The 26,494-nt window shown below is 71.7% G+C and carries 22 protein-coding genes; 7 read left to right on the top strand and 15 right to left on the bottom strand.

The genetic code is table 11. The annotated features are described in order from the left end of the window. Nucleotides 1-3: 3 nt before the first annotated feature. A complete protein-coding gene (locus IE278_RS03815) occupies nucleotides 4-1,773 on the bottom strand; it encodes a hydroxysqualene dehydroxylase (protein WP_189768633.1) in 1,770 nt (589 codons plus the stop codon). Between the two features lie 143 nt (nucleotides 1,774-1,916). Beyond that, nucleotides 1,917-2,969: a helix-turn-helix transcriptional regulator gene (locus tag IE278_RS03810; protein ID WP_189768630.1), complete on the bottom strand. Its 1,053-nt coding sequence runs from the start codon at nucleotides 2,967-2,969 to the stop codon at nucleotides 1,917-1,919. A gap of 94 nt (nucleotides 2,970-3,063) precedes the next feature. Here IE278_RS03810 and IE278_RS03805 point away from each other — a divergent pair, with 94 nt between their 5' ends. Both IE278_RS03805 and IE278_RS03800 read left to right on the top strand, forming a co-directional pair. Next, nucleotides 3,064-3,654, top strand: a complete 591-nt coding sequence (locus tag IE278_RS03805) for a DinB family protein (RefSeq protein WP_189769075.1) — start codon at nucleotides 3,064-3,066, stop codon at nucleotides 3,652-3,654. 3 nt (nucleotides 3,655-3,657) lie between these two features. Then, the gene (locus IE278_RS03800) at nucleotides 3,658-4,776 is read left to right on the top strand and encodes a winged helix DNA-binding domain-containing protein (RefSeq protein ID WP_189768628.1); all 1,119 of its coding nucleotides are present in this window, start codon (nucleotides 3,658-3,660) and stop codon (nucleotides 4,774-4,776) included. Nucleotides 4,777-4,926: 150 nt separating this feature from the next. Here the strand turns inward: IE278_RS03800 and argG are convergent, their stop codons facing one another. Next, entirely contained in the window at nucleotides 4,927-6,381 is a 1,455-nt protein-coding gene (gene argG, locus IE278_RS03795) for an argininosuccinate synthase (protein WP_189768625.1), read from the bottom strand. A 269-nt stretch (nucleotides 6,382-6,650) separates the two neighbouring features. Between argG and IE278_RS03790 the strand changes: the two genes are divergently transcribed. Then, a complete protein-coding gene (locus IE278_RS03790) occupies nucleotides 6,651-7,271 on the top strand; it encodes a YciI family protein (protein ID WP_189768623.1) in 621 nt (206 codons plus the stop codon). A gap of 34 nt (nucleotides 7,272-7,305) precedes the next feature. On the opposite strand, the gene IE278_RS03785 is transcribed toward IE278_RS03790, so the two are convergent. After that, a complete protein-coding gene (locus IE278_RS03785) occupies nucleotides 7,306-8,400 on the bottom strand; it encodes a M23 family metallopeptidase (RefSeq protein WP_189768621.1) in 1,095 nt (364 codons plus the stop codon). 308 nt (nucleotides 8,401-8,708) lie between these two features. Beyond that, nucleotides 8,709-9,362, bottom strand: a complete 654-nt coding sequence (locus IE278_RS03780; protein WP_189768619.1) for a TetR/AcrR family transcriptional regulator — start codon at nucleotides 9,360-9,362, stop codon at nucleotides 8,709-8,711. Between the two features lie 150 nt (nucleotides 9,363-9,512). On the opposite strand from IE278_RS03780, the gene IE278_RS03775 reads away from it, so the two are divergent. Then, complete coding sequence (locus IE278_RS03775; RefSeq protein ID WP_189768617.1) at nucleotides 9,513-10,544, top strand: medium chain dehydrogenase/reductase family protein; 1,032 nt, start codon at nucleotides 9,513-9,515, stop codon at nucleotides 10,542-10,544. Nucleotides 10,545-10,629: 85 nt separating this feature from the next. Here the strand turns inward: IE278_RS03775 and IE278_RS03770 are convergent, their stop codons facing one another. The 3 genes from IE278_RS03770 to IE278_RS03760 all read right to left on the bottom strand — a co-directional run bounded on the left by IE278_RS03770 (nucleotide 10,630) and on the right by IE278_RS03760 (nucleotide 15,920). Then, nucleotides 10,630-11,745, bottom strand: a complete 1,116-nt coding sequence (locus IE278_RS03770; protein WP_189768615.1) for an AI-2E family transporter — start codon at nucleotides 11,743-11,745, stop codon at nucleotides 10,630-10,632. A 95-nt stretch (nucleotides 11,746-11,840) separates the two neighbouring features. Then, on the bottom strand, nucleotides 11,841-15,059 hold the full coding sequence (locus tag IE278_RS03765; RefSeq protein ID WP_189768613.1) for an alpha-L-rhamnosidase: 3,219 nt from the start codon (nucleotides 15,057-15,059) through the stop codon (nucleotides 11,841-11,843). A 342-nt stretch (nucleotides 15,060-15,401) separates the two neighbouring features. Beyond that, entirely contained in the window at nucleotides 15,402-15,920 is a 519-nt protein-coding gene (locus IE278_RS03760; RefSeq protein WP_189768610.1) for an AAA family ATPase, read from the bottom strand. A gap of 780 nt (nucleotides 15,921-16,700) precedes the next feature. Here IE278_RS03760 and IE278_RS03755 point away from each other — a divergent pair. Next, complete coding sequence (locus tag IE278_RS03755; RefSeq protein WP_189768608.1) at nucleotides 16,701-16,928, top strand: hypothetical protein; 228 nt, start codon at nucleotides 16,701-16,703, stop codon at nucleotides 16,926-16,928. Between the two features lie 456 nt (nucleotides 16,929-17,384). On the opposite strand, the gene lysA is transcribed toward IE278_RS03755, so the two are convergent. The 7 genes from lysA to IE278_RS03720 form a co-directional block, all read right to left on the bottom strand. Then, complete coding sequence (gene lysA, locus IE278_RS03750; RefSeq protein ID WP_189768607.1) at nucleotides 17,385-18,776, bottom strand: diaminopimelate decarboxylase; 1,392 nt, start codon at nucleotides 18,774-18,776, stop codon at nucleotides 17,385-17,387. Nucleotides 18,777-18,789: 13 nt separating this feature from the next. Beyond that, nucleotides 18,790-19,212, bottom strand: coding sequence for an SAV_915 family protein (locus IE278_RS03745; RefSeq protein ID WP_189768606.1), 423 nt, complete (start codon nucleotides 19,210-19,212; stop codon nucleotides 18,790-18,792). Between the two features lie 369 nt (nucleotides 19,213-19,581). After that, complete coding sequence (locus tag IE278_RS03740; protein WP_246569810.1) at nucleotides 19,582-20,709, bottom strand: ABC transporter ATP-binding protein; 1,128 nt, start codon at nucleotides 20,707-20,709, stop codon at nucleotides 19,582-19,584. Then, nucleotides 20,706-21,578 (bottom strand): molybdate ABC transporter permease subunit, encoded by an 873-nt coding sequence (gene modB / locus IE278_RS03735; protein ID WP_189768605.1) that lies wholly within the window; start codon nucleotides 21,576-21,578, stop codon nucleotides 20,706-20,708. The genes IE278_RS03740 and modB overlap by 4 nt, the downstream gene beginning before the upstream one ends. Next, complete coding sequence (gene modA / locus IE278_RS03730) at nucleotides 21,575-22,432, bottom strand: molybdate ABC transporter substrate-binding protein (protein ID WP_189768603.1); 858 nt, start codon at nucleotides 22,430-22,432, stop codon at nucleotides 21,575-21,577. Before modA ends, modB begins: the two co-directional genes overlap by 4 nt. Nucleotides 22,433-22,626: 194 nt before the next feature. Further along, a complete protein-coding gene (locus IE278_RS03725) occupies nucleotides 22,627-23,022 on the bottom strand; it encodes a TOBE domain-containing protein (protein WP_189768602.1) in 396 nt (131 codons plus the stop codon). Nucleotides 23,023-23,116: 94 nt separating this feature from the next. Continuing rightward, nucleotides 23,117-24,505 carry a glycoside hydrolase family 43 protein gene (locus IE278_RS03720; protein ID WP_189768601.1) on the bottom strand — a complete coding sequence of 463 codons (1,389 nt, stop codon included), beginning with the start codon at nucleotides 24,503-24,505 and terminating at the stop codon, nucleotides 23,117-23,119. A gap of 490 nt (nucleotides 24,506-24,995) precedes the next feature. On the opposite strand from IE278_RS03720, the gene IE278_RS03715 reads away from it, so the two are divergent. Both IE278_RS03715 and IE278_RS03710 read left to right on the top strand, forming a co-directional pair. Beyond that, a complete protein-coding gene (locus tag IE278_RS03715; RefSeq protein ID WP_189768600.1) occupies nucleotides 24,996-25,880 on the top strand; it encodes an SDR family oxidoreductase in 885 nt (294 codons plus the stop codon). A gap of 107 nt (nucleotides 25,881-25,987) precedes the next feature. Further along, nucleotides 25,988-26,464, top strand: a complete 477-nt coding sequence (locus IE278_RS03710; protein WP_189768599.1) for an SRPBCC family protein — start codon at nucleotides 25,988-25,990, stop codon at nucleotides 26,462-26,464. Nucleotides 26,465-26,494: the final 30 nt, after the last annotated feature.

The raw sequence follows: 26,494 nt of genomic DNA, 5'->3' as shown, positions 1-26,494 counted from the left end.
GGGTCAGCCCAGGTCGAAGAGGTTCGGCAGCCGGAGGAGGTGGCGGGTGCGGTCGTGGCGTTTGAGCGCCTCCAGCTCGGGGGCCCGGTACAGCGGGGTGACGGTGCAGCGCTCGGCGGCCGAACCGACGCGGTCCAGCAGGGCGTTGACGGCCTGCCGGGCGGAGGTGTTGGCGCCCTCCATGGTGGCCAGATCGATGGGCACGGCCACGTAGTCGCCGGCCAGGAAGAGGTTGGGGATCTTCGTGGCGGACTTCGGACGGTGGTGGAAGGTCCCCGTGGGGTGGATGAGCAACTGTTCGTCGTTGACCGGGTTCGGGGTGCCGAGGCCGTCGACGGCCGGGTCGAGGAACCAGGAGTGCAGCGCGGAGTCCTTGAGGACCGTACGGCCGCTGTCGTTGAGGGAGGCCTTCAACTGCGCCCACACCTCACGGGCGACCTCCGCGCGGGTGCACTGCTTGGCCGTCCTGCCGTACAGAATGCCCGGCCGGTCCCATTCGGAGACGTCCACGGACAGACAGTCCGCGACCGTGCCGTCCCCGAAGTCGGCGGGGAAGTCATGGCCCGGCCAGTGCTGGGCCTGGGCGATGGCGGTCAGCGACCAGGGGGAGTCGATGAGGTCGAGGTGGCCGTGGATGATCGGCGTACGTTCCGTCAGATAGAACTGGATGCCCGTCATCCAGTCCGTCTCCAGCAGATCGCACTCCGCGAGCTGGGGATCCGCGGCGCGTACCGCGGAGTTCCAGGTGCGGCGGGCGTGCTCGACCGGCATGGCGGAGATGTAGTGGTCGGCGGTGACGGTACGGCGGGCACCCTCCGCGTCCTCGACGACCGCCCCGGCGATCCGGCCCGCGTCCAGGGGCAGGTTCAGTACGGTCCAGCCGATCTCGAACTCCACCCCGAGCGACTTCAGGTACGTCACCCAGGGGTCGATCCATGCCTCGTTGGTGGGCGCGTTCAGGATGCGGTCCAGCGGGCCGTCCGCGCCCCGCCCGAGGAGGTTGAAGGCGAAGGCCTCCAGCACGGAGCCGACCGTACGGGTGCTGGCCTCCTCCGCCTTGGTGGCCACGATGTTGCGGGTGATGCCGACGGCGAGGATGCGCTGGTAGTCGTACGACATCCGGGCGGCGCGTACGAACTCCCACCACGGAGTCCGCTCCCAGTCCTGGTCGCGGCGTTCGTCGCAGCTGGTGAGGAAGACGAGGAAGCGGTTGGCGAAGTAGAGGGCCTCGTGCAGGGGGAGGTTGAAGGCGGTGTCCAGGACCGAGACGAGGGCGCGGCGGATCTCGTCGGGGGTGAGTTCGGCGGGGGTGTTGCCGGGCCAGAGGAGGGGGATCCGGATGTCCTCGCGACCGCCCGAGCGGGCGAACAGCATCTCCTTGGGAGCGACGAGGTTGTCATGGACGCCGTTGGCGTTGCCGGGGAAGGGGATGCGGCGCATGGTGTCGGGCAGGTTGTGATAGATGCCCGGGATGAAGCGGAAGCCGTGCTCGCCGGGCAGGGGGCCGCGCCCGCCCGTACCGCTGTCCGGTACGTCCATGCTGCGGGCCTTGCCGCCCAGCGCCTTGCGTTCGTAGACCGTGACCCGGAAGCCGCGTTCGGCCAGTTCGTGCGCGGCCGTGAGCCCGGCGACGCCTCCGCCGAGCACGGCCACCGTCTGCGGGGCGACACCGCTCCGCGCCATGGCCGGCCGGGGTGTTCCGAGGACGGCACCGCCGGCGCCGGCCACGGCCGCGGACGTGCCGAGGAACGTTCTTCGAGTGGTCCCGCTCATCGCTGCCCCTCACCGCCGGCGATCATTGGCGCACGAGGATATGAGCGCCGCACCGATCCCGGAAGGCAGCCGACCGCACTCGGGTCACTTTGGCTTGATGCCGCATCACTTGGCCCCGGTTCGGCCTCCGGCACAGCTACTGGCTAGACCCCGTCGGGTGTGGCATCGGTGTAGCGGCGGGCCAACTGGGCGAAGGCGTCCTTGAGTTCGGCCGGGCCGACGACCTCGATGCCGGCGTCGAACCGGCCGATGGAGGCGGCCAGGCCGACCCAGGACCACGAGCCCAGAGTGAGCCGGCAACGCTCCGGTCCGAGAGCCTCGACGACTCCGTCATGTGCGTACTGGGCCACGCTGGAGGCGGGCTTGGCGAGGATCACCTCGCCGCGGCAGGGCCAGTCGCCGGAGCCGTCGGCGCCCCGGAATTTGGCGGCCACGAAAGTGGCCACGTCACCGCCGGGGAGCTCGCGCGGGACGAAGCGGGGGCCTGCCGGGATGCGCGGGGTGATCCGGTCGGCGCGGAAGGTCCGCCAGTCCTCGCGGTCCAGGTCCCAGGCGACGAGATACCAGCGTCCACCCCAGGTGACGAGGTGGTGCGGCTCGACCCTGCGTGGTGGAGCCAGGGGGAGCCCGTCGCCGCCACCTCCTGATGAGGATGCGGAGGCGGAGGCAGATATCGAGGCCGCGGCATCCGCCGAGGCCGCCGGAGACGCCGGGGCGTAGTCGAAGCGCAGTACCTCGCAGGCGTGGACGGCGGCCCCCAGCGTCAGCAGCACGCCGCTGTCGACCTGCGGCGCCTGCCGGGACGTGGGCCGCTCGACGGCGGTGACCTGAAGGGTGTCGATCCGGTGGCGCAGCCGCGCGGGCATGACCTGCCGGACGGTGGCCAGCGCGCGCACCGCCGCCTCCCCGATACCGGCACCGGACGCGGTCGCGATCTGGAGCGCGACGGCGAGGGCCACGGCCTGCTCGTCGTCGAACAGCAGCGGCGGCAACTCCGTACCGGCGTCGAGGCGGTACCCGCCGTCCGGCCCCTTGAAGGCGACGATGGGGTAGCCGAGTTCGCGCAGGCGGTCGACATCGCGGCGCACGGTGCGCGGGCTGATGTCCAGCCGCTCGGCCAGCAGCGCCCCGGGCCAGTCCCGGCGCGCCTGGAGCAGCGAGAGGAGGGACAGCAGTCGCGCTGATGTTTTCGGCATGGCTCCATGGTGCACGGAGTAGCGGACACACCCTGACCGCTTCTCCTGAGATTGTCTTCTTGTGACCGACGACGAGAAGAAGGACCCGATCACCATGACCGACGACGTGACCACCACGACCACCCTCCGGCCCGCCCTCGACCCCGAGCGCACCGACCTGCTCGCCGAACTCGCGACCGCCCGGTCCGCCCTGACGGCCACGACACGCGATCTCAGCGACGAACAGGCCGGCCAGAGCCCGACGGTCAGCACCCTGTCCCTGGCCGGGCTGATCAAGCATGTCGCGGCCGTCGAGGAGGGCTGGCTGCGCTTCGTGGTCGAGGGCCCGTCGGCGACGAACTACGACCTCCCGGACGGCGTCACCTGGGCCGACCTCGAGTCCGGTACCGCCCGCGAGTTCCCGCAGTGGGCGATCGACCACCAGAACAACTTCCGGATGCTGCCCGGCGAGACGCTGGCCGCGATCGTCGAACGGTACGAGCAGGTGGCCGCCAGGACCGAGGAGGTCGTCGCGAATCTGCCCGACCTGTCCGTGGCGCATCCGCTGCCCGAGGCGCCCTGGAACGAGCCGGGGGCGGTGCGCAGCGCCCGCCGGGTGCTGATGCACGTCATCGCGGAGACCGCCCAGCACGCCGGCCACGCGGACATCCTGCGCGAGTCGCTCGACGGCCGGAAGTCGACCTGACCGGTGGGCACTTCGACCGTTCTCGGCACCCGGGCGCTCAACCGCGCGACGCTGGCCCGGCAGCTGCTGCTCGACCGCGCCGAGCTGCCTGCCCTCGACGCGGTCGCCCACCTCGGCGGTCTGCAGGCGCAGGAGCCGCAGGAACCGTTCGTCGGGCTCTGGTCCAGGCTGTCCGCGTTCGACCCGTCGGCGCTGTCGGACCTGCTGACCGGGCGGAAGGTGGTGCGCACCCACCTCATGCGCCGGACCGTCCACCTGGTCACCGCCGACGACGTGCTGGCCTGGCGGGGCCGCCACACGGCCATGCTGCGCCAACGGGTGCTCGGGACCTACCGCCGCGAGCTGTCCGGGGTGGACCTCGACGAGCTCGCGGCGGCGGGCCGGGCCGTCATGGCCGACGGGGAGCCCCGCACGATGACCGAACTCGCGCGGGCCGTCACCGGACGTTGGCCGGAACCGGGACCGCGGCCACTCGGCGAGATGCTGATCGCCGCCCTCGTCCCCATGGCGCAGATGCCGCCGCGCGGGCTCTGGCGTACGCGGGCGGGAGTACGCAATGTCATGCTCTCCGACTGGCTGGGGCGCGAGGTCGATCCACCGGCCGAGAACGGCTCCGATCCGGTGGGGCAGGCGCTGGTCCTGCGCTATCTGGCCGCGTTCGGACCCGCCGCGTCGGCCGACCTGCGCGCCTGGTGCGGCCTGGCGGGTCTGCCGGCCGCGATCACCGCGGTACGGGCACGCGGGGAGCTCGTCGCCTTCCGTGACGAACGGGGCCGGGAGCTGCTGGACCTGCCCGGCGCACCTCGTCCCGATCCGGACACGCCGGCGCCGGTACGGTTCCTGCCGGCGTTCGACAACGCGGTCCTCGGGTACCACGACCGCGGCCGGATCATCGACGACGCACACCGGGGTCTGTCGGTCGCCGGTGAGCGGGTCGTCCTGGTCGACGGCCGGGTCGCCGCGTCCTGGACGGTCGCCAAGGACGACACCGTGACGGTGACCCCGTTGCACGGTCTCTCCCGGGCCGACCGCACCTCCGTGGCCGAGGAGGGACAGGCGCTGGCCGCGTTCCTGTCGGACGGTGACAGTGACCGCGTACGGATCACCGAGCCGGGTCTCTGAGCAGGCGCAGGCCGGTGCACGGGCTGCCGATCCGGTTGCCGACCGGGGTGCTGAGCGGGGAAAACCGGTCTGAACAGACCGATGGGCGGTCCCGGCGCCATCAGCGCCGGGCCCGCCCATCTCAGTGCTTCGTGCCGCTGCGGCGGGACATCAGTCCGTGCCGAACTCCATCGCCGCGCGGTCCAGCAGTTCGTCGTCCTCGGAGACCTCGCCGCGGGAGGCGATGGCCTCGGCGCCGCCCTGCGGCATCTCCGGCATGCTGCCGATGAGCCCGGTCGCGGCCGCCTGGGCGGCACCGATCGAGGGGCTGCCGGTGCCGATCAGACCGAGCCCGGCGTACTGCTCCAGCTTGGCGCGCGAGTCGGCGATGTCGAGGTTGCGCATGGTGAGCTGGCCGATCCGGTCCACCGGGCCGAACGCCGAGTCCTCCGTGCGCTCCATGGACAGCTTGTCCGGGTGGTAGCTGAACGCCGGGCCGCGGGTGTCGAGGATCGAGTAGTCCTCGCCGCGCCGCAGCCGCAGGGTCACCTCGCCGGTGATGGCCGCGCCGACCCAGCGCTGCAGCGACTCGCGCACCATCAGGGCCTGCGGGTCCAGCCAGCGGCCCTCGTACATCAGCCGCCCGAGGCGCCGGCCCTCGTTGTAGTACTGGGCGATGGTGTCCTCGTTGTGGATCGCGTTGACCAGGCGTTCGTACGCGGCGTGCAGCAGGGCCATGCCCGGCGCCTCGTAGATACCGCGGCTCTTGGCCTCGATGATCCGGTTCTCGATCTGGTCCGACATGCCCATGCCGTGGCGGCCGCCGATGGCGTTGGCCTCCATCACCAGGTCGACGGCGGAGGCGAACTCCTTGCCGTTGATCGTGACCGGGCGGCCCTGGTCGAAGCCGATCGTCACGTCCTCGGTGGCGATCTCGACCTCGGGGTCCCAGAACCGGACGCCCATGATCGGCTCGACGGTCTCGACGCCCGTGTCCAGGTGTTCCAGGGTCTTGGCCTCGTGGGTGGCGCCCCAGATGTTGGCGTCGGTGGAGTACGCCTTCTCCGTGCTGTCGCGGTACGGCAGGTCGTGTGCGACCAGCCACTCCGACATCTCCTTGCGGCCACCCAGCTCGGTCACGAAGTCCGCGTCCAGCCAGGGCTTGTAGATCCGCAGATGCGGGTTGGCGAGCAGCCCGTACCGGTAGAAGCGCTCGATGTCGTTGCCCTTGAAGGTCGAGCCGTCGCCCCAGATCTGGACGTCGTCCTCGAGCATCGCCCGGACCAGCAGGGTGCCGGTGACGGCGCGGCCCAGCGGCGTGGTGTTGAAGTAGGCACGCCCGCCCGAGCGGATGTGGAACGCCCCGCAGGTGAGCGCGGCGAGCCCCTCCTCGACCAGCGCGGCACGGCAGTCGACGAGGCGCGCGAGTTCGGCGCCGTAGGCCTTGGCGCGGCCGGGCACCGAGGCGATGTCGGGCTCGTCGTACTGGCCGATGTCGGCGGTGTAGGTGCACGGAACGGCGCCCTTGTCGCGCATCCAAGCGACCGCGACCGAGGTGTCGAGTCCGCCGGAGAAGGCGATTCCGACGCGCTCGCCGGCGGGGAGGGAGGTGAGGACCTTAGACATAGGAAGATTATGCATCAGCTCGCATGAACATGCAATGAGGGGGGTCGAGCGGCCGCCGGAGGCCCGCGGTGCCCGCCTGTCGGCCTGCCCGCCTGACTGCCGGTGCCGACCTGTGCCGGCTGGTGCCCGCCCGGGTCCGCCGGGGTCCGTCGTGATTCCGGCCCGCGCGGAACGGGCGTTGGTACGGTCCGTTGCCGCCCGGCGCGCTCCGTCGTGGTGAGTGCGCGGTGAGTACGTGGTGAGCGCGTGGAGGGGGAGGCGCGGGCGAGATGGAGTACTTCTTCTACTGCCGTGACCGGCCGGGTTCGATGCCGTTGCGGTGGGAGCTGAACGAGGCGCACTGGGCGTTCATGGACCGGTACGCCGAGCAGATGATCGCGCGCGGTCCCACGCTCGCCGCCGACGGCGAGACGGCGACGGGCAGCATGCACATCGTCGACCTCCCCGACGCGGCAGCCGCGCACGGGTTCGCGTTCGACGAACCCAACTACCGGGCCGGTGTCTACGCCGATGTCCTGATACGCCGCTGGCAGAACACCCTCGGCCGCACGATGTGGCAGTACGAGAGCGCGTACGCGAGCGGGCAGGCCGGACACCGGCGCTTCCTGATCATCGCGCACGGAGTGCCGGGCGCGACCGCGGCCCGCGACGCCCTGGAGGCGGAGCACCACCGCCATCTCGACCGCGACCACCGCGAACACCTCATCGCGTACGGCCCGTTGCTCTCCCAGGACGGCACCGACTGGCTGGGCACGGCCCTGCTGGTCGAACTGCCGGACCGCGAAGCCGCCGAAACGATGATGGCGGCCGAACCGTACGCCCGGGGCGGCCTCTACCGCAGCGTCGAGATCCACGACTGGCGGTTCGGCGGCCGCCCCGCCGCCGAGTGAGGCGCGGGGGCGCCCGCCGCCGGAACCGTCCGGGTCAGGTGCTGGGGCTGAGCCACGGCAGGGGGTCGGTGTAGTACCCGTCGAGGATCACCTCGAAGTGCAGGTGGGGGCCGGTGGACAGGCCGGTCGAGCCGACCAGCCCCACCGGGGTCCCGGCGTCCACCGCCTGGCCGACGGACACCTGGAGGGCCAGCAGATGGCTGTACGTCGTCTGCAGCCGCTTGCCGTCGATGGTGCCGTGGTCGATCACCACGCGGTTGCCGTACGCCTTCGTCATCGCCGCGAACACGACCTGGCCCTTCGACGCGGCGGAGACCTGCGCCCCCTGGGGCGAGGCGAAGTCGACCCCGGTGTGCAGTTTCGTCACTCCGGTCAGCGGGTGTTCGCGTGATCCGTAGGGCGAGGTGACGGTGAGGTCGCCGACCGGCCCGGCCAGTACGGCACCCGGCACCTGGTTGACGGCGCCGCCGGAACTCTCCCGGTCGACCGCCTCGTAGCGCGAGGACAGCGACTTCACCTCGGTGATGTAGGCCTCCGCGTCACCGGGTACGCGGCCCGCCTTCACCACGGCATCCGTACCCGACACGTACGCGGCGAGAGTGAGATCCACCAGGTCCCCCGTGACGACCCCCTCGGTCCTGAGGTCGGTCACCTTCTCGGCGAGGGAGCAGTCCTGGCGGCCGAGCGCCATCAGGGCGTCCGCCGGATCGCGGGGGGAGGAGCGGCCGTTGCCGTCGTCGTCCTTGCCCCACTTCTTCCACCCGGCGTCCGTGAACGCGGCGATGCCCTTCTCGCCCGACAGCGCTCCCGCGTCGTTGTTCCAGCCGGAGAGCCGGTCGATCTGGGCGGCCAGTACCGACGGCTTGACGACCGTGCAGTCCGCGACCGCCTTGCGGAGCCAGGGGATGTATGCGGCGTCGACGTCGGTCGTGGCGGTCGGGTCGGGGCCGCCGCCCTGCGGCCAGGCGTCGGCGAGATCGCCGTTGTAGGCCAGGAAGCCGGCCACCCCCACCAGGGCGACCAGCCCCGGCAGGACGAGCAGGGTGAACGGTCCCGGGCCGCGGCGGACGCGCTTCGGCCGCTCTTCCCGTGATCCCTCGACCGTCTCTTCGCCTGCCGCCTCGTCCACCGCTCCGGATGATGCTCCGGCTGCTCCTCCGGCCGCTCCTGCGACTGTGTCTCCGGCTGCCTCTTCGGCTTCGCTCCCGCCGGCCGTCCCCGTTCGGGAGTCGGCCGTCCCCGTTTCGTCCAACCGGCCGTCAATCACCGGCGAACTCCCCCTGCACCGCGCTGTGTTCCGCGGTGATCGCTGTGGTCATGGTGCTCACCCGCCCGACCCTAACGTGCCGCCGTACGGGTATCACGAGGCGCGAAGGCACAGGGGCCTGCCCGAACGGGCAGACCTGCCGCGGTCGGTGCGCCGACGCCTTGGTCAGCTCATCGAGTCAGCTCATCGAGTTCGGCCGCGAAGAACAGCGCGGGGTCGAACTCCATCCCGGTGAAGTGCCCCGCGAGTTCCAGGGACAGCACGCCGTGCAGCCGGGTCCAGAACGTCAGCGCGCGGTGCAGCGCCGCGGGCTCGGCGGGGTGGTCGCCCGCCCACCGCCGGTGCCCTTCGAGGTGCGAGCCGAACGCTGTCGTGGAGGGGGCCGAGGGCAGCGCGGCGCAGGCGTCGAGCAGGGTCGCCATGATCTCGTGCACGATCCCGGTGATGTCGTCGGGTGCGTGGTAGCCGGGTACGGGCGTGCCGTAGATGAGGAAGTAGCGGTGCGGGTCCTGTAGGGCCCAGTCGCGCAGGGCGTGCGCCAGCGCGGCCAGGTCGCCGTCGCCGCTGCCGTCGGCGGCGGTCGCGCGGAAGGTGTCGGCGAGGCTGCGGTAGGCGTCCCGGATCAGCTCGGTGATCAGTTCGTCGCGGTTGGCGAAGTACCGGTAGAGCGCGGGTCCGCTCATGCCCATGCGCTTGGCGATCGCGTTGAGCGAGAGCGCGGAGGCCCCCGCCGAGGCGAGCTGTTCCCACGCGTGCGCCTTGACCTCGGCACGCACCTGGGCGCGGTAGCGCTCGCGCGGGGTCTCGGTGCCCGTGTCCGTCATGGCCTACCGCCTTCCAGGTCTGTCCGTGTCAGTGCATCGTATTTAGTTAGAGGCTATCACCAGCGTTATTGACTCTATCCGTCGTGGTGCGTTACAACTTCTAACGAACGCAAGAAGCAGTCAGTCAAGTGCGACGCAATGGAGGTAGTCATGAACGCCGAAGGACTCGTCGAGGTCGTCCTGCCGGGCAAGGTGGCGCCGGAAGGACTTCTGATCAGGCGCGGAGCCGTCCCCGTCGCGGGCCCCGGCCAGGTCCTGATCCGGATGGAGGCCACCGGGGTCTCCTTCGCCGAGCAGCAGATGCGCCGGGGCCGCTACTACGACCAGCCGCCGTTCCCCTTCGTGCCCGGTTACGACCTGGTCGGCACGGTGCTGACCACGGGCGAAGGCGTCGAACCGGGCCTGGCCGGCGCCCGGGTGGCGGCCCTGCTGAAGGTCGGCGGCTGGTCCACCCACGTGCTCGTCGACGCGGCGGACGTGGTGCGGGTGCCCGACGGGATCGGCGCAGCACAGGCGGAGACCCTGGTGGTCAACGGCATCACCGCCTGGCAGATGCTGCACCGCAAGGCACGTGTCCGCGCGGGACGGACCGTCCTGGTGCACGGCGCCAACGGCGGTGTCGGCTCGGTCCTCGTCCAGCTCGCCCAGGCCGCGGGCGTGAAGGTGATCGGCACGGCGTCCGCGCGCCACCACGAGGCGCTCCTCGCGAAGGGTGTCGCCCCCGTCGACTACCGCACGGAGGACGTCGCCGCGCGCGTCCGTGAACTCGCCCCCGGCGGAGTGGACGCCGTCTTCGACCACGTCGGCGGCCGGGGCGTCGTCGACTCCTGGCGCCTCCTCGCACCCGGCGGGACGCTCGTCGCCTACGGCAGCGCCTCCACCCGGGACGACGAGGGTTCCAAGCAGTGGCCCGTGTTCAAGCTGCTCTGCCGGGTGTGGCTGTGGAACGCGCTGCCCAACCGCCGCCGCGCCTACTTCTTCAATGTCTGGGCCGGTCGGGCCCTTTCCAGGAACCGGTTCCGCGCCCGGCTGCGCAGCGACCTCAGCCAGGTCTTCGCGGCGTTCCAGCGCGGGGAGGTCACGGCCCAGATCGCCGCCCAACTCCCGCTCGTACAGGCCGCCGAGGCCCTGCGCCTGGCCGAATCCGGCACGGTCGCCGGCAAGGTCGTACTGAACCCTTAGGTGGCCGCCGACCGCCGGCGGCCGGGCCCGGCCCCGCTCGAGGAGGGTGCCCGAGCCGGCCGGCCGCGGCGCGTGCCGGGGACTTTCAGGAGGGGACGGCGTCGTCGGCCCGCGGCTCCCGCGTCTCCGGTTCCTCCGGTGGTTCGCTGAGCTGCTCGCGCAGGTAGTTCCAGAACACGGCGATCATCGCGGCGACCGGGACGGCGAGCAGACTGCCCACCACGCCCGCCAGACTCCCGCCGAGCGTCACCGCCAGCAGGATGACGGCCGCGTGCAGTCCGAGCCCGCGGCTCTGGATCATGGGCTGGAAGACGTTCCCTTCGAGCTGCTGCACGCCGATGATGATCGCCAGCACGATCAGCGCGTCCGTCAGACCGTTCGACACCAGGGCGATGAGCACCGCGACGAAGCCGGCGAACAGGGCACCCACGATCGGCACGAACGCGGAGACGAAGGTCAGCACCGCCAGCGGGAGGACCAGCGGCACGTCCACGATCCACAGACCGATGCCGATGAAGACGGCGTCGAGCAGCCCCACGGCCGCCTGCGACCGTACGAACGAGCCCAGGGTGTCCCAGGTGCGGGAGGCCACGGTGGGGACGTCGACGGCGAGCCGGCCGGGCAGCTGACGGGCGAGCCACGGCAGGAACCGCGGACCGTCCTTGAGGAAGAAGAACATCAGGAAGATCGCCAGGACGGCGGTGACCAGACCGTTGACCACGGTGCTCACGCCCGTGACGACCGTCGTGGTGATACTGCCCGCGCTCTTCTGCAGGCGCTCGACCGCACTGTCCATGGCGCCCGAGATCTGGGCGTCGTCGATGTTCAGCGGCGGTCCGGCGGCCCAGTCACGGACCTTGTGCATGCCGTCCACGACGCCGTCGGTCAACTCCCCGGACTGGGAGGCCACCGGGACAGCGATCAGCGCGACCACGGCCGAGGCGAGCACCAGGAACACCACGGTCACCAGGGAGGCCGCCAGCGCGGGACGCCATCCGCGCCGGCGCAGGAAGCGGGCCATGGGCCAGGTCAGCGTGGTCAGCAGGAGGCCCACTATGAGGGGCCAGACCACGGACCACATCCGGCCCAGGAGCCAGAGAGCCACCGCGGTCATCACCAGAACCAGCAGCAGCTCGACGGAAATACGCGCCGATGCGCGCAGCGCGGCGCGGGATCTGGCGGAACTCAACGAGGCAGACATGCGAGCACCTTATGGCCAGGCCACCGCGCTTCCGCGCAGCCCCGCCAACGCGGCGGCGTCCAAGGTGTGTTGGACGCCGCTGCGTGACGGCCGCGCTACGCGCTGAAGCGGTGGGTGCCCGAACCGACCCGGTACACCGCGCAGCCGTCCTCACCGCGCAGGAAGGTCGCGGCGGTGTGGGTGACCTCGTCCGGGGCGTCCGTGGGGATCCACACCTCGGCGGTGGTGTTGGGCGGCACGGAGCACGTCAGGACGAACTTTCCGGACCGCTGCCGCCACTGGGTGGAGACGGGACCGCGGACCGAGGCGAACGTGGCGCGGGCGGAGGTGACGCCCCCGCCCGGCCGCGGCCGGACGACGATCTCGCGGTAGCCGGGCCGGCCCGCCGCGATACCGGCGATGTTGGTGTACATCCACTCGCCGACCGAACCGTAGGCGTAGTGGTTGAACGAGTTCATGCCCGGGTCCTCGAAGCTGCCGTCGGGCCGGATGGAGTCCCAGTGCTCCCACATCGTGGTGGAGCCCTTGTCGATCTGATAGCCCCAGCTGGGATAGGACCGCTGCGCGAGCAGCCGGTGGGCGACATCGGTGTGGCCGGTCTCGGTGAGGACGGGCAGCAGCCGGGGCGTACCGAGGAAGCCCGTCGACAGATGCCAGTCCCTGGCCTCGATCAGCGCGACGAGCCGGTCGGCCGCCGCCGTTCGCAGTCCGTCCGGCAGCAGGTCCATCGACAGGGCGAGCACATACGCCGTCTGCGTGTCGCCCTTCACCCTGCCCTCGGCGCTGACATACGCCTTCTGGAACGCGGCGCGTACGCGTCCGAAGAGGTCGGTGTAGGGGGCGGGGTCCTTGTCCAGCTCCTTCGCGATACGGGCCGCGAGGTCGGCGCTGTGGGCGAAGTACGCGGTGGCGATGACGTCCTTGGGCGTCTCGTCCTCGACGTTCAGCCAGTCGCCGTAACCGGCGGCCGGCCGCAGCAGCCCGCTGCTGTTCTTCTCCAGGTACGTCAGCCAGGCCTGGACGGACGACCACGCGTCTTCCAGGACCTGCCGGTCGCCGTACGCCTGGTACAGCGACCAGGGGACCGTGACACCCGCGTCGCCCCAGCCCGCGACACCGTTGCCGACCGTACCCACCATGGGTGCCACGTCGGTGAAGGCCCCCTCCGCGGTCTGCCCGTCGCGCAGGTCCACGAGCCACTTCGTGAGGAACCGGGCGGACTCCATCGTGTAGGCGGCCGTGGGCGCGAAGACGTTGATGTCACCCGTCCAGCCCAGGCGTTCGTCGCGCGCGGGCGTGTCCGTCGGGATGGAGAGGAAGTTGCCGCGCTGCCCCCAGGTGATGTTGCTGTGCAGTGTGTTGAGCATCGGGACGTCGGTCTCGAAGTCGAACGTGAAGGGGGCCGACGTGTGCATCACGCGGCCGGTGAGGTCCGACGCCGTGGGAGTCCCCGGATACCCGGTCACCTCGACGTAACGGAAGCCGTGGAAGGTGAACCGCGGCTCGTACGTCTCCCGGCCACCGCCCTTGAGCGTGTACGTGTCGGTCGCCGCGGCGGTACGCAGGTTCGCCGTGTAGAGGGTGCCGTCGGGGTTCAGGACCTCGGCGTGCCTCAGCCGGACGGTCGTGCCGGCCGCGCCCGAGACCCGCAGCCGTACCGAACCGACCATGTTCTGGCCCAGGTCGAAGACGAACACCCCCGGCCCGGGCCGGGTCACCTTCTTGACCGGAAGTTCCTTGGCGACCCGTACAGGCCCGTCCACCTGGGCCTCGATCCGAGGGGGAACGGCGTCGCCGGGGGTGCGCACGGCGTCGAGCCACGCCCCGTCGTCGAAGCCGGGTGAGGTCCAGCCGGCGGTCTCCTTGCGCGCGTCGTACGTCTCGCCGCTCAGCAGGTCGGCGGAGACGATCGGCCCGGCGGCGGCCCGCCAGTCACTGTCCGAGATGACGCGCTCGCGCGTCCCGTCGGTGTACTCGACCTCCAACTGCGCCAGCAGCGCGGGGCGTTCGCCGTACTGGTGGGGCCCGAACATGCCGACGTTGCCCGCGTACCAGCCCGGTGCCACGTACGCGCCGATGGCGTTGGCGCCGGAGCGGACGAGCGGGGTGACGTCGTAGGTCTGGTAGTGGACGCGTTCGCGGTAGTCGGTCCAGCCGGGCGCGAGCTGGTCGCGGCCCACCCGGCGTCCGTTGAGGTGGGCTTCGTAGACGCCGAGAGCCGTGGCGTACAACCGGGCGCGGGCCACCTTCTTGCGCGGGAGCCTGAACTCGTGCCGCAGTTGGTTGGCCGCGTACGACGCGGGGACGACCTTCCCCCACGGCCCGGCGCCCCACGCGGCCGCCTCCTTCGCCGGCGGCCAGGCACTGTCGTCGAAGTCGGTGCCGCGCCAGCCGGCGGCGGGCTCCTTGTCGGTCGATCTCCAGGAGTCGTCGGTGACGATCCGCTGTTCGCCGGAGGCCGTGTGCAGGGTGAGGGTGGCGACCAGGCCCGCGGGCCCCTCGGACGCGTTGGTGGCCGAGACCGCGAGGACGTTCCGCCCCGTACGCAGCTGGGCGAGGACCTCGACGACGGCGGGGCGGCGCCAGCCGTCGCGGTCCGTCTCAAGATCGGTGCGGGCCACTTCGGTGCCGTTGACGGAGACGGTGTAGACGTTGTCCGCGCTGATGGCCAGGGTCGCCGCCGTGACCGCGTCCGGGAAGTCGAGTGTGCGGCGGAACCAACGGGTGACCGCCGGGGCACTGCCGGCCGGATCGCCCTCGGGGAACCAGATCCAGGAGCTGCCTTCGAGCGACGGCGCGTCGGTGAGGACCGGGGGAGCGGAGACCCACTTCGCGGACCACTGCGCGGCGTCCAGGAGCCCGGTCTCCCACCACGACGGCTCGCTCCACGCCGAGGCACCGCCGTCGGCGTCCCACACGCGCACGGACCAGAAGTACCGGGTACGCGGCTTGAGTTGCGGGCCCGCGTACGGGACGAGGACGGACTCGTCGGACACGACCTTCCCGCTGTCCCAGACATCCGGCTCCGACAGCCGCGAGACGCTGGAGGCCACCCGTATCTGATAGCCGCTCTGGCGCGCGCCCGGCTCGTCCGAGGCCATCGGCCAGCTCAGCCGGGGGTGTTGTGCGTCGATGCCCAGGGGGTGTCGCACGTACTCGACCGTCGGCGCGGTGACGCGCAGGGCGCTGCGACGGGCGCCTGCCCGGACCGGTGCGGGCGCGGGCGCGGCCACGGCGGATCCGGTGCCCGCGGCGGTCGCCGTGACGGCCATCGCCGCCGCCGTACCCGCCAGAATGTTCCTCCTGCTGATCACTGCGGCTCCTCAGGTAGGAAGGATGAATCCATAGGGATGAATCGATTCACTGCGGGTGAACGTAGGGGCGTGCGGGGCGAGGGTCAATGAGCGTGCAACACATTCTTGACGGGGCGTCGGATACGGTCGCTACTCCGGAGAGGCCGGAGGAATGTGGGGCGTCGGCGATTGAACGGTTTCAATCGGCCGGTGCGGGGCGGCTGGCCGGGCGGCTGGGTTTTGTGGTTCGGCGCGGTGCCGCCGGGCCGGGCCGGGCAGGGCCGGGTGGTTTCGTTCTGTTCCGGTCGGGTCGGGTCAGGTCGGGTTGGGGCCGGTCAGGTCAGGTCAGCGGGTCCGGTCGGGTCACACGGACGTCAGCCAGGCCGCGGTGTCGCGGGGACGGGAGAACCGGAGCGTGTCGAGGGGCGCGAAACGGGGATCGCGCGTCCGGCGTTCGATCTCCTGGCGTCGGACGGCGTGTTGGGACCAGGCCCACCAGACCGGGTGTTCCTTGCTCAGCCAGCCCGCCCAGGTCTCCCTGTTGCCGCCGAAGATGCTCTCGCGGGTGACGGTGCGCCTGACGGAGCGGCGAAAGGCCCGGGGTATGACGACACGCTTCCCGTAGTCGAGCCACAGGATGGTGTCCGCCCGGTCCCAGAGCAGGTCCCGGACCTCGGGGTAACCGACCGAGTCGACGATCCAGCGGGGTGCGGACGTGAGGCGTGCGACCTCCTCGGTCAAGGTGTCGTTGACGGCCCAGCCGGGACCCGTGAAATACAGCGCGTCCATCTCGTAGTAGGGCATGTCCAGGCGCTCGCCCACCGCCCGGGCGAGGGTGGACTTGCCTGCACCCGTGACCCCTACCACCAAGATCCGCTCCATGGGCGGAGCTTATAGCGGTGCCGGTGCGGTCGGACCGGGGGCTGCGGAGGGGGGTCTTCGCGGGGGACGCGGGGGTGTGGAAGCCGGTGGGCAGGGGTCGGGGCCCCGTCGGGCCTGCGGCCACCCGCAGAGGATCACCGTCCGGGGCGGTCGGACCGCCCTCCCCGGGCGCCGGTCGGCCCGAAAGGTGGCCCGAGTGTGGTCCGGGCATGCATCTGACCTGCTGGGACGCGGCTGGGAGGACCCCCTGTGACAGGCGGTCCGCAGGAGCTTCCGGCGGCCCGCGGACCACGCCGCGAGCAGTCCTTCGGAGACGCGGATCACTCATCCACACCACTCCGCGCACCGCGCCCTTTCGTTCTCAGGGCGCCGATAGGATCTAATGGGCAGTAGCGCGCGAGGTAGCAGGTACCGATGCTCATCGGTCGACAGCTCCGCCTCTGATCCGCGCGACTCCCGACTCCGGATGGTTTTGGATGCCTGCCTCTTCGCATCGCGACCCTGCACGTCCCGTTCAGGACGCGGCGGCCTCGTCTGCCGTGCCCCAGCACCACGGTCTGTTTCTCCAGCCGCAGTACACCATCGAGCTGCCGCCCCTGGACGAGGACGAGGACACCTTCTCGCCGCCTCCGCCCCCGCCGGCACAGCGGCGACGGGGGGCACCCCGGGCCCGCTGACCGTTCCCGCCGCCCGTCCCGCCCGTCCCGCTGGCCGTGACCAGCGAGACGTGTGCCCGGACCGGGCGGCGTCGACCTGAGGGGGAGAGACACTCTGGATCCCGTGGAACGCGCACTGGTCGTTGTGCACCGGCCCGCCGCGAGCGGCGGGCGACGCGTGAGCGTGCACCGGGACGGCGGGGCCGAGATTTTGGGGCTGGCCCACTCCGACCGCGATCTGATCGTGTTCCTGGAGGCCGCCGGACTGTCCTCCCCGGCCGAGTTGCTGGACGACCCCGGCTGGGTGGAATGGCGTGGCGGGCGACCGCACGAATGGGGCTCCGCGCCGTAGCGGCGCGGCTGCCCACGGGCACTGGCCCGGCCCGTCTCCGTACGGGTCCACGAGGGCCGTACGACTCTCGCTGGTACGGGCCAGGACGCCGTACGGCTCTGGCGTGTGCGGGGGCCACGAAGGCTGGACGGCCCTCGCTCGGGCGGGCCTACCACGGCCGCGCGGCTCTCGCTCGGACGTCCGCCGGTCCGCGACGGCCGGGCGGCCCTGGCTTGTGCGGGTCCACGAAGCCCGCACGGCCCTCGCCTCGGGCGCAGGCCCACGGAAGGGCGCGTGACTCTCGCTCGTCGGGGCTCACAAGCGTCCTACGACGCTTGTACGGGCCCGCGAGGGCCGTGGCACCCGGGGTGCGAGCGGGACTCGCGTCCGTCCGTGTGGCCGGGGCCCGGCCCTCCGCCGGGGTTCGGCGGTGAGTCGGGCCGGTCGAGTGAGGGGTGCCGCGGGCGTACCCGGGCGCTACAGGCCCACGTCGCGTCGGGTCATGTCGTCCAGTGACTCGCGGCGCACCAGCACGCGTGCGATCCCGCCCGACACCGCGACGACCGGGGGCCGGCCGACCAGGTTGTAACCGGACGCCATGGACAGGTGGTAGGCGCCGGCGGCCGGGACGGCGAGGAGGTCGCCGGGGCGTACGTCACCGGGAAGTTCCACCTCGTCCGCGAGGACGTCACCCGCTTCGCAGTGCCGGCCCACGACCGTGACGGTGCGGGGCGGCGCTGACGAGTGGCGTCCGATGAGGCGGGGCGCGTACCGGACCCCGTACAGCGCCGGTCTCGGGTTGTCGCTCATGCCGCCGTCGACGGCGACGAAGGTGTGCTCGCCGGTGCGCTTGACCGCCAGCACGTGATAGACCGCGACCCCGGCGGGTCCGGCGATCGCCCGGCCCGGTTCCAGCATGAGCAGCGGCAGGGGCAGGTGGGCCCGGGCGCAGCCGTCCGCCAGCTCGGTGCGCACGCGGTCGGCGAGGACACCCACGTCGAGGCTCGGCTCGCCGGGCCGGTAGGCGATGGCGTGCCCGCCGCCGATGTTCAGCCGGGGCAGGACGACGCCGTGCTGCTCCCGGATCCGGGCCAGCAGCCCGACCAGTCGCCGTACCGCGGTCACGTACGGCTTCACGGAACCGATCTGCGAGCCGATGTGGCAGTGCAGGCCGACGAGTTCCAGGTGCCGCTGGTCGAGGATCCGCGCCACCGCGTGCTGCGCCGACCCGTCCGTGATGGACAGGCCGAACTTCTGGTCGTCCGTACCGGTGCGCACCTTCGCGTGTCCGCCGGCCGCGATGCCCGGTACCACCCGCACCATGACCTGCTGACGGGCGTCGGCGGGCGTGATCGCGGCCAGCCGGGCGATCTCCGAGGCGCTGTCCACGACGATGACCCCGACCCCGAGCCGCAGCGCGGTGCGCAGGTCCTCGGGGCTCTTGGCGTTGCCGTGCAGCACGATCTTCTCCGGTGGGAAGCCCGTGGTGACGGCCAGCGCCAGTTCTCCGGCGGAGCAGACGTCCAGGCCCAGCCCCTCCTCCCGCACCCAGTGCGCCATCGCGCGGCACAGGAACGCCTTGGCCGCGTACACGACGTCGGCTTGCGGGAACGCCGCGCGGTAGGTGCGGCAGCGCTCCCGGACCTCCTGCTCGTCGAGGACGTACAGGGGGGTGCCGAAGCGGTCGGCGGCCTCGGTGAGGGAGACCCCGCCCACGGAGACGTCCCCGCCGGCCTCGGGGCGTGCGGAACGGGGCCAGACGGACGGCCCGTCGGTGCCCGCGCCGTCGAGGAGTCGGGACAGTGCACCGGGATCCCCGGGCAGGGAGGACGGGAGGGACGGGAGGGACGGGTGAAGGGAAACGGTCATGGCGGGCGCCTCCTCAGCCGATCAGCAGGTTCAGGTACGAGACGACGACGGCGGCGCCGGTCACACGCAGGGCACGGGTGTGCCGCGGGCGCCTCCGCGCGGGGGAGTCGACACCTGTACCGGTGCCGGTGGGGGAGGCGGTGGTTGCTGCCGGGGGAGCGGAGAGCTGCGGGTCGACCGTGAGGGTGGTGATGCCCAAAGGGGCGGCGAGGGCGCGCAGCGCGGGTTCGGAGAGCCTGATGGAGGGCTGTTCCGTGCCCAGAGTGGCGGCGAGCCGTGCCGCCGAGGTGAATCCGACGGCCGTGCGGCTGCCGAGGGGAGTGCGGAAGAACCGGGCCGTGCAGCCCGCGGGCCCCGACCGGACGGGGACGAAGAGAAGTCCGGCCGGGACGCGTTCAGAGGGCTCGGGGTCCTCGCAGTGGTCGATCGCAGACATCAGGCTGCTCCTCGCAGAAGGCGATGTGCGCCACGCGGCCGGATCGGCCGGGCACACCAGCGAAGCTATGCCCGCCGCCCGAGGGTCGGGCCGGGTCCCTGACGGATGCTTGACGTGAACCGGGGTTCTCGTAACGCGACCATGACGGCGGTGACGGGGCGCCGACGGGCGCCGACGGGGCGGCGGCGTGGCGGCGACAGGGCGGCGGCCCGGGATGACGGCCGCGCCATGACGGCCGCGGCGGTGGCTCCGGCGTGCCGGGGAGGTTGAGGCGCCGGCCGACGGGCTGCGGTGACCGGCTGCGCCGGCGGGTCGCGCCGACCCGCCGTACCGAGAGGCCACTCCGGCCAGCCGGTCCCAGCAGCCCGGTCAGACCGGGTACGCGTGCGTCTGTGTTGCCTTTACCGCTGCCCAGACCGCCGCTCCCGGGTGCAGGTCGAGTTCCGCGGCGGCGGCCGTGGTCAGGTCTGCGGCTAGGGGTAGTTCTCCGGCGAGGTCGGCGCGGATCTGGTCGCCGTGGGTTTCCAGGCCCGCGACCTCGCAGGCCCACAGGTTGCGGGCGCTGACTCCGGTGGGGCGGTCGCGGTAGAGCGTCACCGAGCTGGGCGGGAACGCCACGAAGACCGGACCGCGCAGGGCCTCCGTGGTGGTGATGGCCGGACCGGCGTCGAGCCGGACCGCGTGCCCGTCGGCCTCGCCCCGGTAGAGGTTCAGGCCGACCAGCTGGGCGATGTAGTCGGTACGGGGACGGCGGGCGATGTCGGCCGGGGCGCCCTCCTGGACGACCCGGCCGTCCTCGACCACCACCAGCCGGTCGGCCAGCACCATCGCGTCCAGCGGATCGTGCGTGACCAGCACGGCGACCGCCTCGAACTCGGCCAGGTGGCGGCGCAGCTGGGCCCGTACCTCCAGACGTGTCCGTGCGTCCAGGGCGGCCAGCGGCTCGTCGAGCAGGAGCAGTCGGGGGCGGGTGGCGAGCGCGCGGGCCAGGGCGACCCGCTGGGCCTGTCCACCGGAGAGCCGACGTGGCTTGGCACCGGCGTGCTCCGCGAGGCCCAGGCGGCCCAGCCACTCCGCCGCCCGCGCACGCGCCTCGGCCTTGCTCGCGCCCTGGCAGCGCGGTCCGAAGGCCACGTTGTCGAGGGCGGTCAGGTGAGGGAAGAGCAGGTAGTCCTGGAAGACGACGCCGACCGGGCGGGACTCCGGTGGCGTACGCTCCCGCGCCGTGCCGTCCAGTCGCAACCGGCCGCCGGTGAGCGGTGTCAGACCGGCGAGGGCGCGCAGCGCGGTGGTCTTGCCGGCGCCGTTGGGGCCGAGCAGGGCGACGACCTCGCCGGGCGCGGCGCGTAGCGCCACATCGAGCCGGAAGGTGCCGCGCTCGACGACGAGATGTGCGTCGAGGCCCTCGTCGGAGGGGTCGGCGCGTACGTCAGATGCGGCAGCGGCGGTGTCGGAGGCACCGGCGGCTTCGGAGGCGGCGTAACGGGGTTCGGTCATCCTGCTGTCATCCAACGGTCGCGCAGGCCCGCCAGCACCGCGACGGACACGGCCAGCAGGACCAGACTGAGGGCGATGGCGGCCTCCGGGTCGCTCTGCAGGGCCAGGTACACGGCCAGCGGCATGGTCTGGGTACGGCCCGGGAAGTTGCCCGCGAAGGTGATCGTCGCGCCGAACTCGCCGAGCGCCCGCGCCCACGCCAGGACCGCGCCCGCCGCGATACCGGGCGCGATCAACGGGAGCGTCACCCGGCGGAACGCCGTGAAGCGTGAGGCGCCGAGCGTGGCCGCGGCCTCCTCGTAGCGCGGGTCGGCGGCGCGCAGGGTGCCCTCGACGCTGATGACGAGGAACGGCATGGCGACGAACGCCTCGGCGATGACGACCCCGGTGGTCGTGAAGGGCAGCGTGATCCCGAACGAGGAGTCCAGCCACCTGCCGACGATGCCGTTGCGGCCCAGCGCCATGAGGAGGGCCACACCACCGACTACCGGCGGCAGTACAAGGGGGAGGGTGACGAGGGCCCGTACGAGGCCCCGGCCGGGGAACTCGACGCGGGCCAGCAGCCAGGCCAGCGGCACACCGATGACCAGGCTCACCGCGGTCGCCGCCGTGGCGCACACCAGCGACAGCCGGAGCGCCTGCCACACCTCGGCGCTGGTCAGCAGGTCCGGCAGGCTCCGCCAGGGAGCGCGCACGAGCAGGGCGATCAGCGGGACGATCAGGAACGCCAGGCCGATCAGCGCGGGCACCAGCAGTGGCAGCGGCACACCCCGGCCACCCGCGCCCTCGCCCGTCCGGACGCGCCGCCGCCGCGGCCGACCTCGGAGGGTGTCGGTCGCGGCGGCGGACTTGTCGTTCGAGAAGGTCACGGCTTGAGGAACCCGGCCCCGGTCAGGACCTTCTGACCCTCGGCGGACCGCACCAGCGCGATGAACGCCTCGGCGCCCTCGGTGTTCTGCGCTGCCTTGAGCGAGGCGATGGGGTAGTCGTTGATGGCGTCGGCGGACTCGGGGAACTCCACACCCTCCACCTTGTCACCCGCCGCGTGCACATCGGTCTTGTAGACGACCGCCGCGTCGGCCTCCTTCAGCTCGACCTTCGTCAGCGCCGCCTTGACGTCCTGCTCGTACGAGACGGGGGTGAGCTTCAGCTTGCTCGCGTCCAGGGCCTTCTGGGCGGCCGCGCCACACGGCACCCCCTTGTCGCACAGCACGACCTTCAGGCCCGACTTGGTGAGGTCCTTGAGGGAGGCGATCCCGTCGGGGTTGCCGGGCAGGGTGGCGATCTCCAGCTCGTTGCGCACGAAGGTCGCGGGTGTCCCCGACGCATCCCCGGCATCGGTGACGATCTTCATCGTCTTGGGGCTCGCCGAGGCGAACACGTCCGCGGGGGCGCCGCCCGTGATGCTCGCGGCCAGCGAGTCGCTGCCGCCGAAACTGAAGGTGACCTTCGTGCCCGGGTGCTCCTTCTCGAACTGCTCGCCCAGCGTCGTGAAGCTCTCCTTGAGGGAGGCGGCCGCGAACACGGTCACCGTGCCGGACACCTTGTCCGCCGAGGAGGTGGACGCCGAGGAGTCCGACTTCGCCGACGAGGAAGCGGAGGAGTCGTCGTCGGACGACGAGCAGGCGCTCAGCGCCAGCAGGGCGGCGGCGCCCGCGCCGGCCACCTGGAGGGCCCGGAGGGGCCGACGAGTCCTGCGGGTCCGGCGCGCGGTACGGCTCATTACGGGTCCACTCCCTCTGGTCCTCACGGACACCATCATCAGTGCACGCGTTGATGATAATGCCGCAGATGCGAGGTCAAAGTCTTCTGTTACTTCGCACAAGCTGGAGAGGAGGACAGGTTGGCTCGCATGTGCGTTTGTATGGGGTGAGGGTTCGGGTGCGGCCCTTGGGGAGGCGGTAGCCCGTGCCGTTCTCAGGCCCGGTCGATGTGCACGTTCGTCGACTTGACCCGGGCGGTGGCCTCCACCCCGACCTCGAGGCCCAGTTCCTCCACGGCCTCCCGCGTCAGCAGCGACACCAGCCGGTGCGGTCCTGCCTGGATCTCGACCTGGGCGGCGACGTCACCGAGCTTCACGGCGGTGACGATGCCGGGGAAGGCGTTACGGACGGAGGTGTACGAGGTGTCCTCCTCGCCCCCGCCGCTCTTGGCGAGTTCGACGGAGAAGGCGGCCAGTTCCTTGCCGTCGATCAGGCGCCGCCCGCCCTCGTCCCGGTGCGTGACCATCCGGCCCGCGTCCGCCCAGCGCCGCGCGGTGTCCGGGCTCACCCCGAGCAGACGCGCCGCCTGGCCGATCGTGTATGACTGCATACGCGCCAAGATAGGCGATCATCGGCGGCCGGACGCGGGCCGGACGCGGGCCGGACGCGGGCGGGACGTGGGCGGGACGTGGGCCTCCGGGCCGTCAGTACCCGACGCGGAACGTCGCGTCCCGCTGTTCCGTGGCCGTGGAGACCGGGTCGATGCGCAGCACGTAGTTCGCGTGGCGGATGTAGCGGGTGGGGTTGTTGTACGAGCGGAACGACGCCCAGGAGGAGTCGGCGAGGCCCGCCGTACGGTAGAAGGTCGCGTCGCCCGCGAACGTCGACGTGCCGTCGTTGACGTCGAGTTGGAGCGCGTAGTTGTAGTGCCGCAGATAGCGGGTGGGGTGGTTCACCGACTGGAAGGAGACGCCGGAACCGTCGGCCAGGCCCGGGACGAGCTTCCACTGGGAGTCGGTGTACAGGTCGAAGGGGTAGGTGTCGACGCGGGCGGCGTAGTTGGCGTGCCGGACGTAACGGTCCGGGTAGTTGTACGACTTGAGCCGGTTCCAGGCCGGGGCGCCCCACTTGGCGAGCAGGTTCGTGTACTCGGTCGCGGTGATCGTCGCTATGCCGCAGTGCTTGGAGTTGACCGGCTGGGTGTAGGTCTTCTGGTCGAGGGCGGTCCAGGTGCCGGAGGCCAGGTTGCTGGACTGCCAGGCGTAGAAGACACCGTTCGGCGTGTAGGTGTCTCCCCAGAGGAACCACGTGCTGCTGGTCAGGGACTTGTACACCGTCGGGGCCTCGGTGCCGCCGTGTGCGACCCCCGCGCTGAACTCGGTGAAACTGCCCGGGTTCAGGGAGGTGGACCTCGCCGCGACCAGCGTCTGGTTCTTCTTGAAGAAGAGGTAGTTGTAGCCGTTCACGCCGACGGCCATGTTCCCGTCGATGACGTCGTAGCCGGGGTCGAAGAACACCTGCGGGGCGGACGCGGTCACGAAGTCGGTGGTGTAGTTCACCATGATCACGTTGTGGCCGCTGGAGTCGACCGAGGAGTAGATGACCGCGTACTGGCCCCGGCCGGCGTCCCAGAACGCCTCGGGTGCCCAGCTGTGCGTGGTCATGTCGTGCAGCTTGAGCCGGCGGTAACCGGTGAAGGTGCGCAGGTCGGCGGAGTCCCAGACATGGATGTACTGGCTGTTGTAACTCCAGTCGGTGCCCTTGAGGTCGGTAGCGATGACGACGAAGGTGCCGTCCTGCTTGCGCATGAGGAACGGGTCGCGCAGACCGAGGGCGCCCGCCGTGGGCGTCACCAGGGGGTTGTTCTGGTTGAGCGGCGTCCAGTTGAGCGAGTCGGTGCTGACGGCGAGATGCAGTCCGTAGTCGGTGCCGAGGCCGAGGCTGGTCGACTCGGTGAAGTAGCACATGACGTAGGCCGAGTCGGCCGCGTGGGCGGTGCCGGCGCCGAAGGTCAGTACGCCGGACGCGGCTAGGGGAGTGGTGGCGGCCAGGCCGAGGAGGAGGCGTCGGGACGGCTGGGGTCTTGCGCTCATGGGGGTCTCCACAACGGATGCGGGCGTGACGGAGGGCCCAGGGCGGACGGCCGTGGGTCGATATCTCGAACATGGTTCGGAAGGTCGATCAGAAATTAGGGGCCGGCGTGGTGCGCGTCAATGACTCTGACGATGCCGGTGTGCGCGGTGCGGGACACGGGGCCGTGACCTGTGCGGCTCCGCCGTGTAGGCGCGACCGGCCCGCCGCGTGGGTGCGACCGGCCTCGGTCGGTCCCCGGTCGGTCCTCGGCGGGCCCCGGCCGACGTACGGGCCCACGGGGGTCCCGGCGGGTCCGCCGGTCGGGCCCCGGCGAGTCCCCGGCCGGGCCCCCGCCGGGTCCCGGCCGGCGTACGAGCCGACGGCGGGCGGTGTATCCCGAATCGTGGTCGGATGGACAGGGGTGGTCCTGACCTGCATCCGGGTCCGGTCGGCGACGGGAAGTATCCCCATCGGCTCGGAGTCGGACTGAGCCCGGCACGAAGGAGACCCGTGGAACACGATCCGCTGCGTGGCCGCACGGTGGTGGTGACCGGAGCCGCCCGAGGAGTCGGCGCCGCCCTGGCCCGGGACCTGGCGGGCCGCGGTGCCCGTCTGGCGCTCCTCGGGCACGAGAAACCGGCGCTGGAGGCACTGGCGGCCGAACTGACCCCGGCCGCCGCCTGGGAGGTCGACATCACCGACGACACCGGCATGACCGCCGTCGCCCGCGACGTCCGCGAGAACTTCGGAACGCCCTCCGTGGTGATCGCCAACGCGGGTATCGCCGAGGGCGGCCCCTTCGCCGAGTCGGACCCGGCGTCCTGGCGCCGGGTGATCGACGTCAACCTCACCGGCAGCGCGATCACCGCGCGCGCCTTCCTGCCGGACCTGGTCGACACGGCGGGCTACTACCTCCAGGTCGCCTCACTGGCCTCGATCGGCGCGTCGCCGATGATGAGCGCCTACTGCGCCTCCAAGGCGGGTGTGGAGGCCTTCGCCCACTCCCTGCGGGCCGAGGTGGCCCATCAGGGGATCGCGGTGGGTATCGCCTACCTCAACTGGACCGACACCGACATGATCCGCGACGCCGACCAGCACGCCGTGCTGCGCGAACTGCGCGGCCACATGCCACCCCCGGCCCGCCGCGTCTATCCGGTGGAGCACGTCGCGGCCCGGCTGGCGCGGACCGTCGAGCGGCGGCGCACCTCCGTGTACGTGCCCGGCTGGCTCCGCGCCGCCCAGCTGGGCCGCGTCGCGTTGCCGCCGGTCGTGCTGCGCGTGTCACGCCGGGCCCTGCCCCGGCTGGCGGCCCGGGAGCCCTTCCGCCCCACCGGCCTGCTCGGCAAGGGCGGACGGGCCGACGGCTCCGGCAGCGGCAGGCCCGCGGTCGGTTGAATTCCGGATGCCGGGGGACTCGGCACCGATCACCCGCTTTCGACGGGTGAGATACACGAGCGCGACACACGAGTGCGACACACGGGTGCGATACGAGGGAGGCAGAGGTGGCCGTACGCCACAGGCTCATCAAGAAGAGTCCGCGCGAGGTGTGGGCCGTCCTGGCCGACGGCACCCGGTACGCGGACTGGGTCGTGGGGACGGCATCCTCGTACCCCGTGCGCGGCCAGTGGCCGCAGGTGCATTCCGCGATCGGCTACGAGGTGCGGATCGGGCTCTGGACCGTCGGCAACGAGTCGGTCGTCCGAGCGTGCGTCGAGGAGCGCGAGCTGGAGCTGGAAGCGATCGCCGGTCCGCTCGGCACGGCCCGCATCGCCATCGAACTGCGGCCCTGGGGCGAGTACACGCTGGTCATCATCGACGAGCATCCGCTGCAGGGAGCCGGCGGCGTCCTGCACAACGCCGCCGTGGAAGGACTCATCCAGCTGAGGCACCGGGCCATGCTCAAGCGGTTGGCCGACGTGTGCGAGGGCGACGCGCAGAACGGCTCCCGGCCCGCCCGTACGCAGCCGAGGCCAGCATGACCGGCGTCGTCCGTGCGGTACTGCGGCGGG

The sequence above is a fragment of the Streptomyces tauricus genome (genome assembly GCF_014650955.1).
GTDB lineage: Bacteria > Actinomycetota > Actinomycetes > Streptomycetales > Streptomycetaceae > Streptomyces > Streptomyces tauricus.
This window is presented reverse-complemented; position numbering and strand designations above follow the sequence as displayed.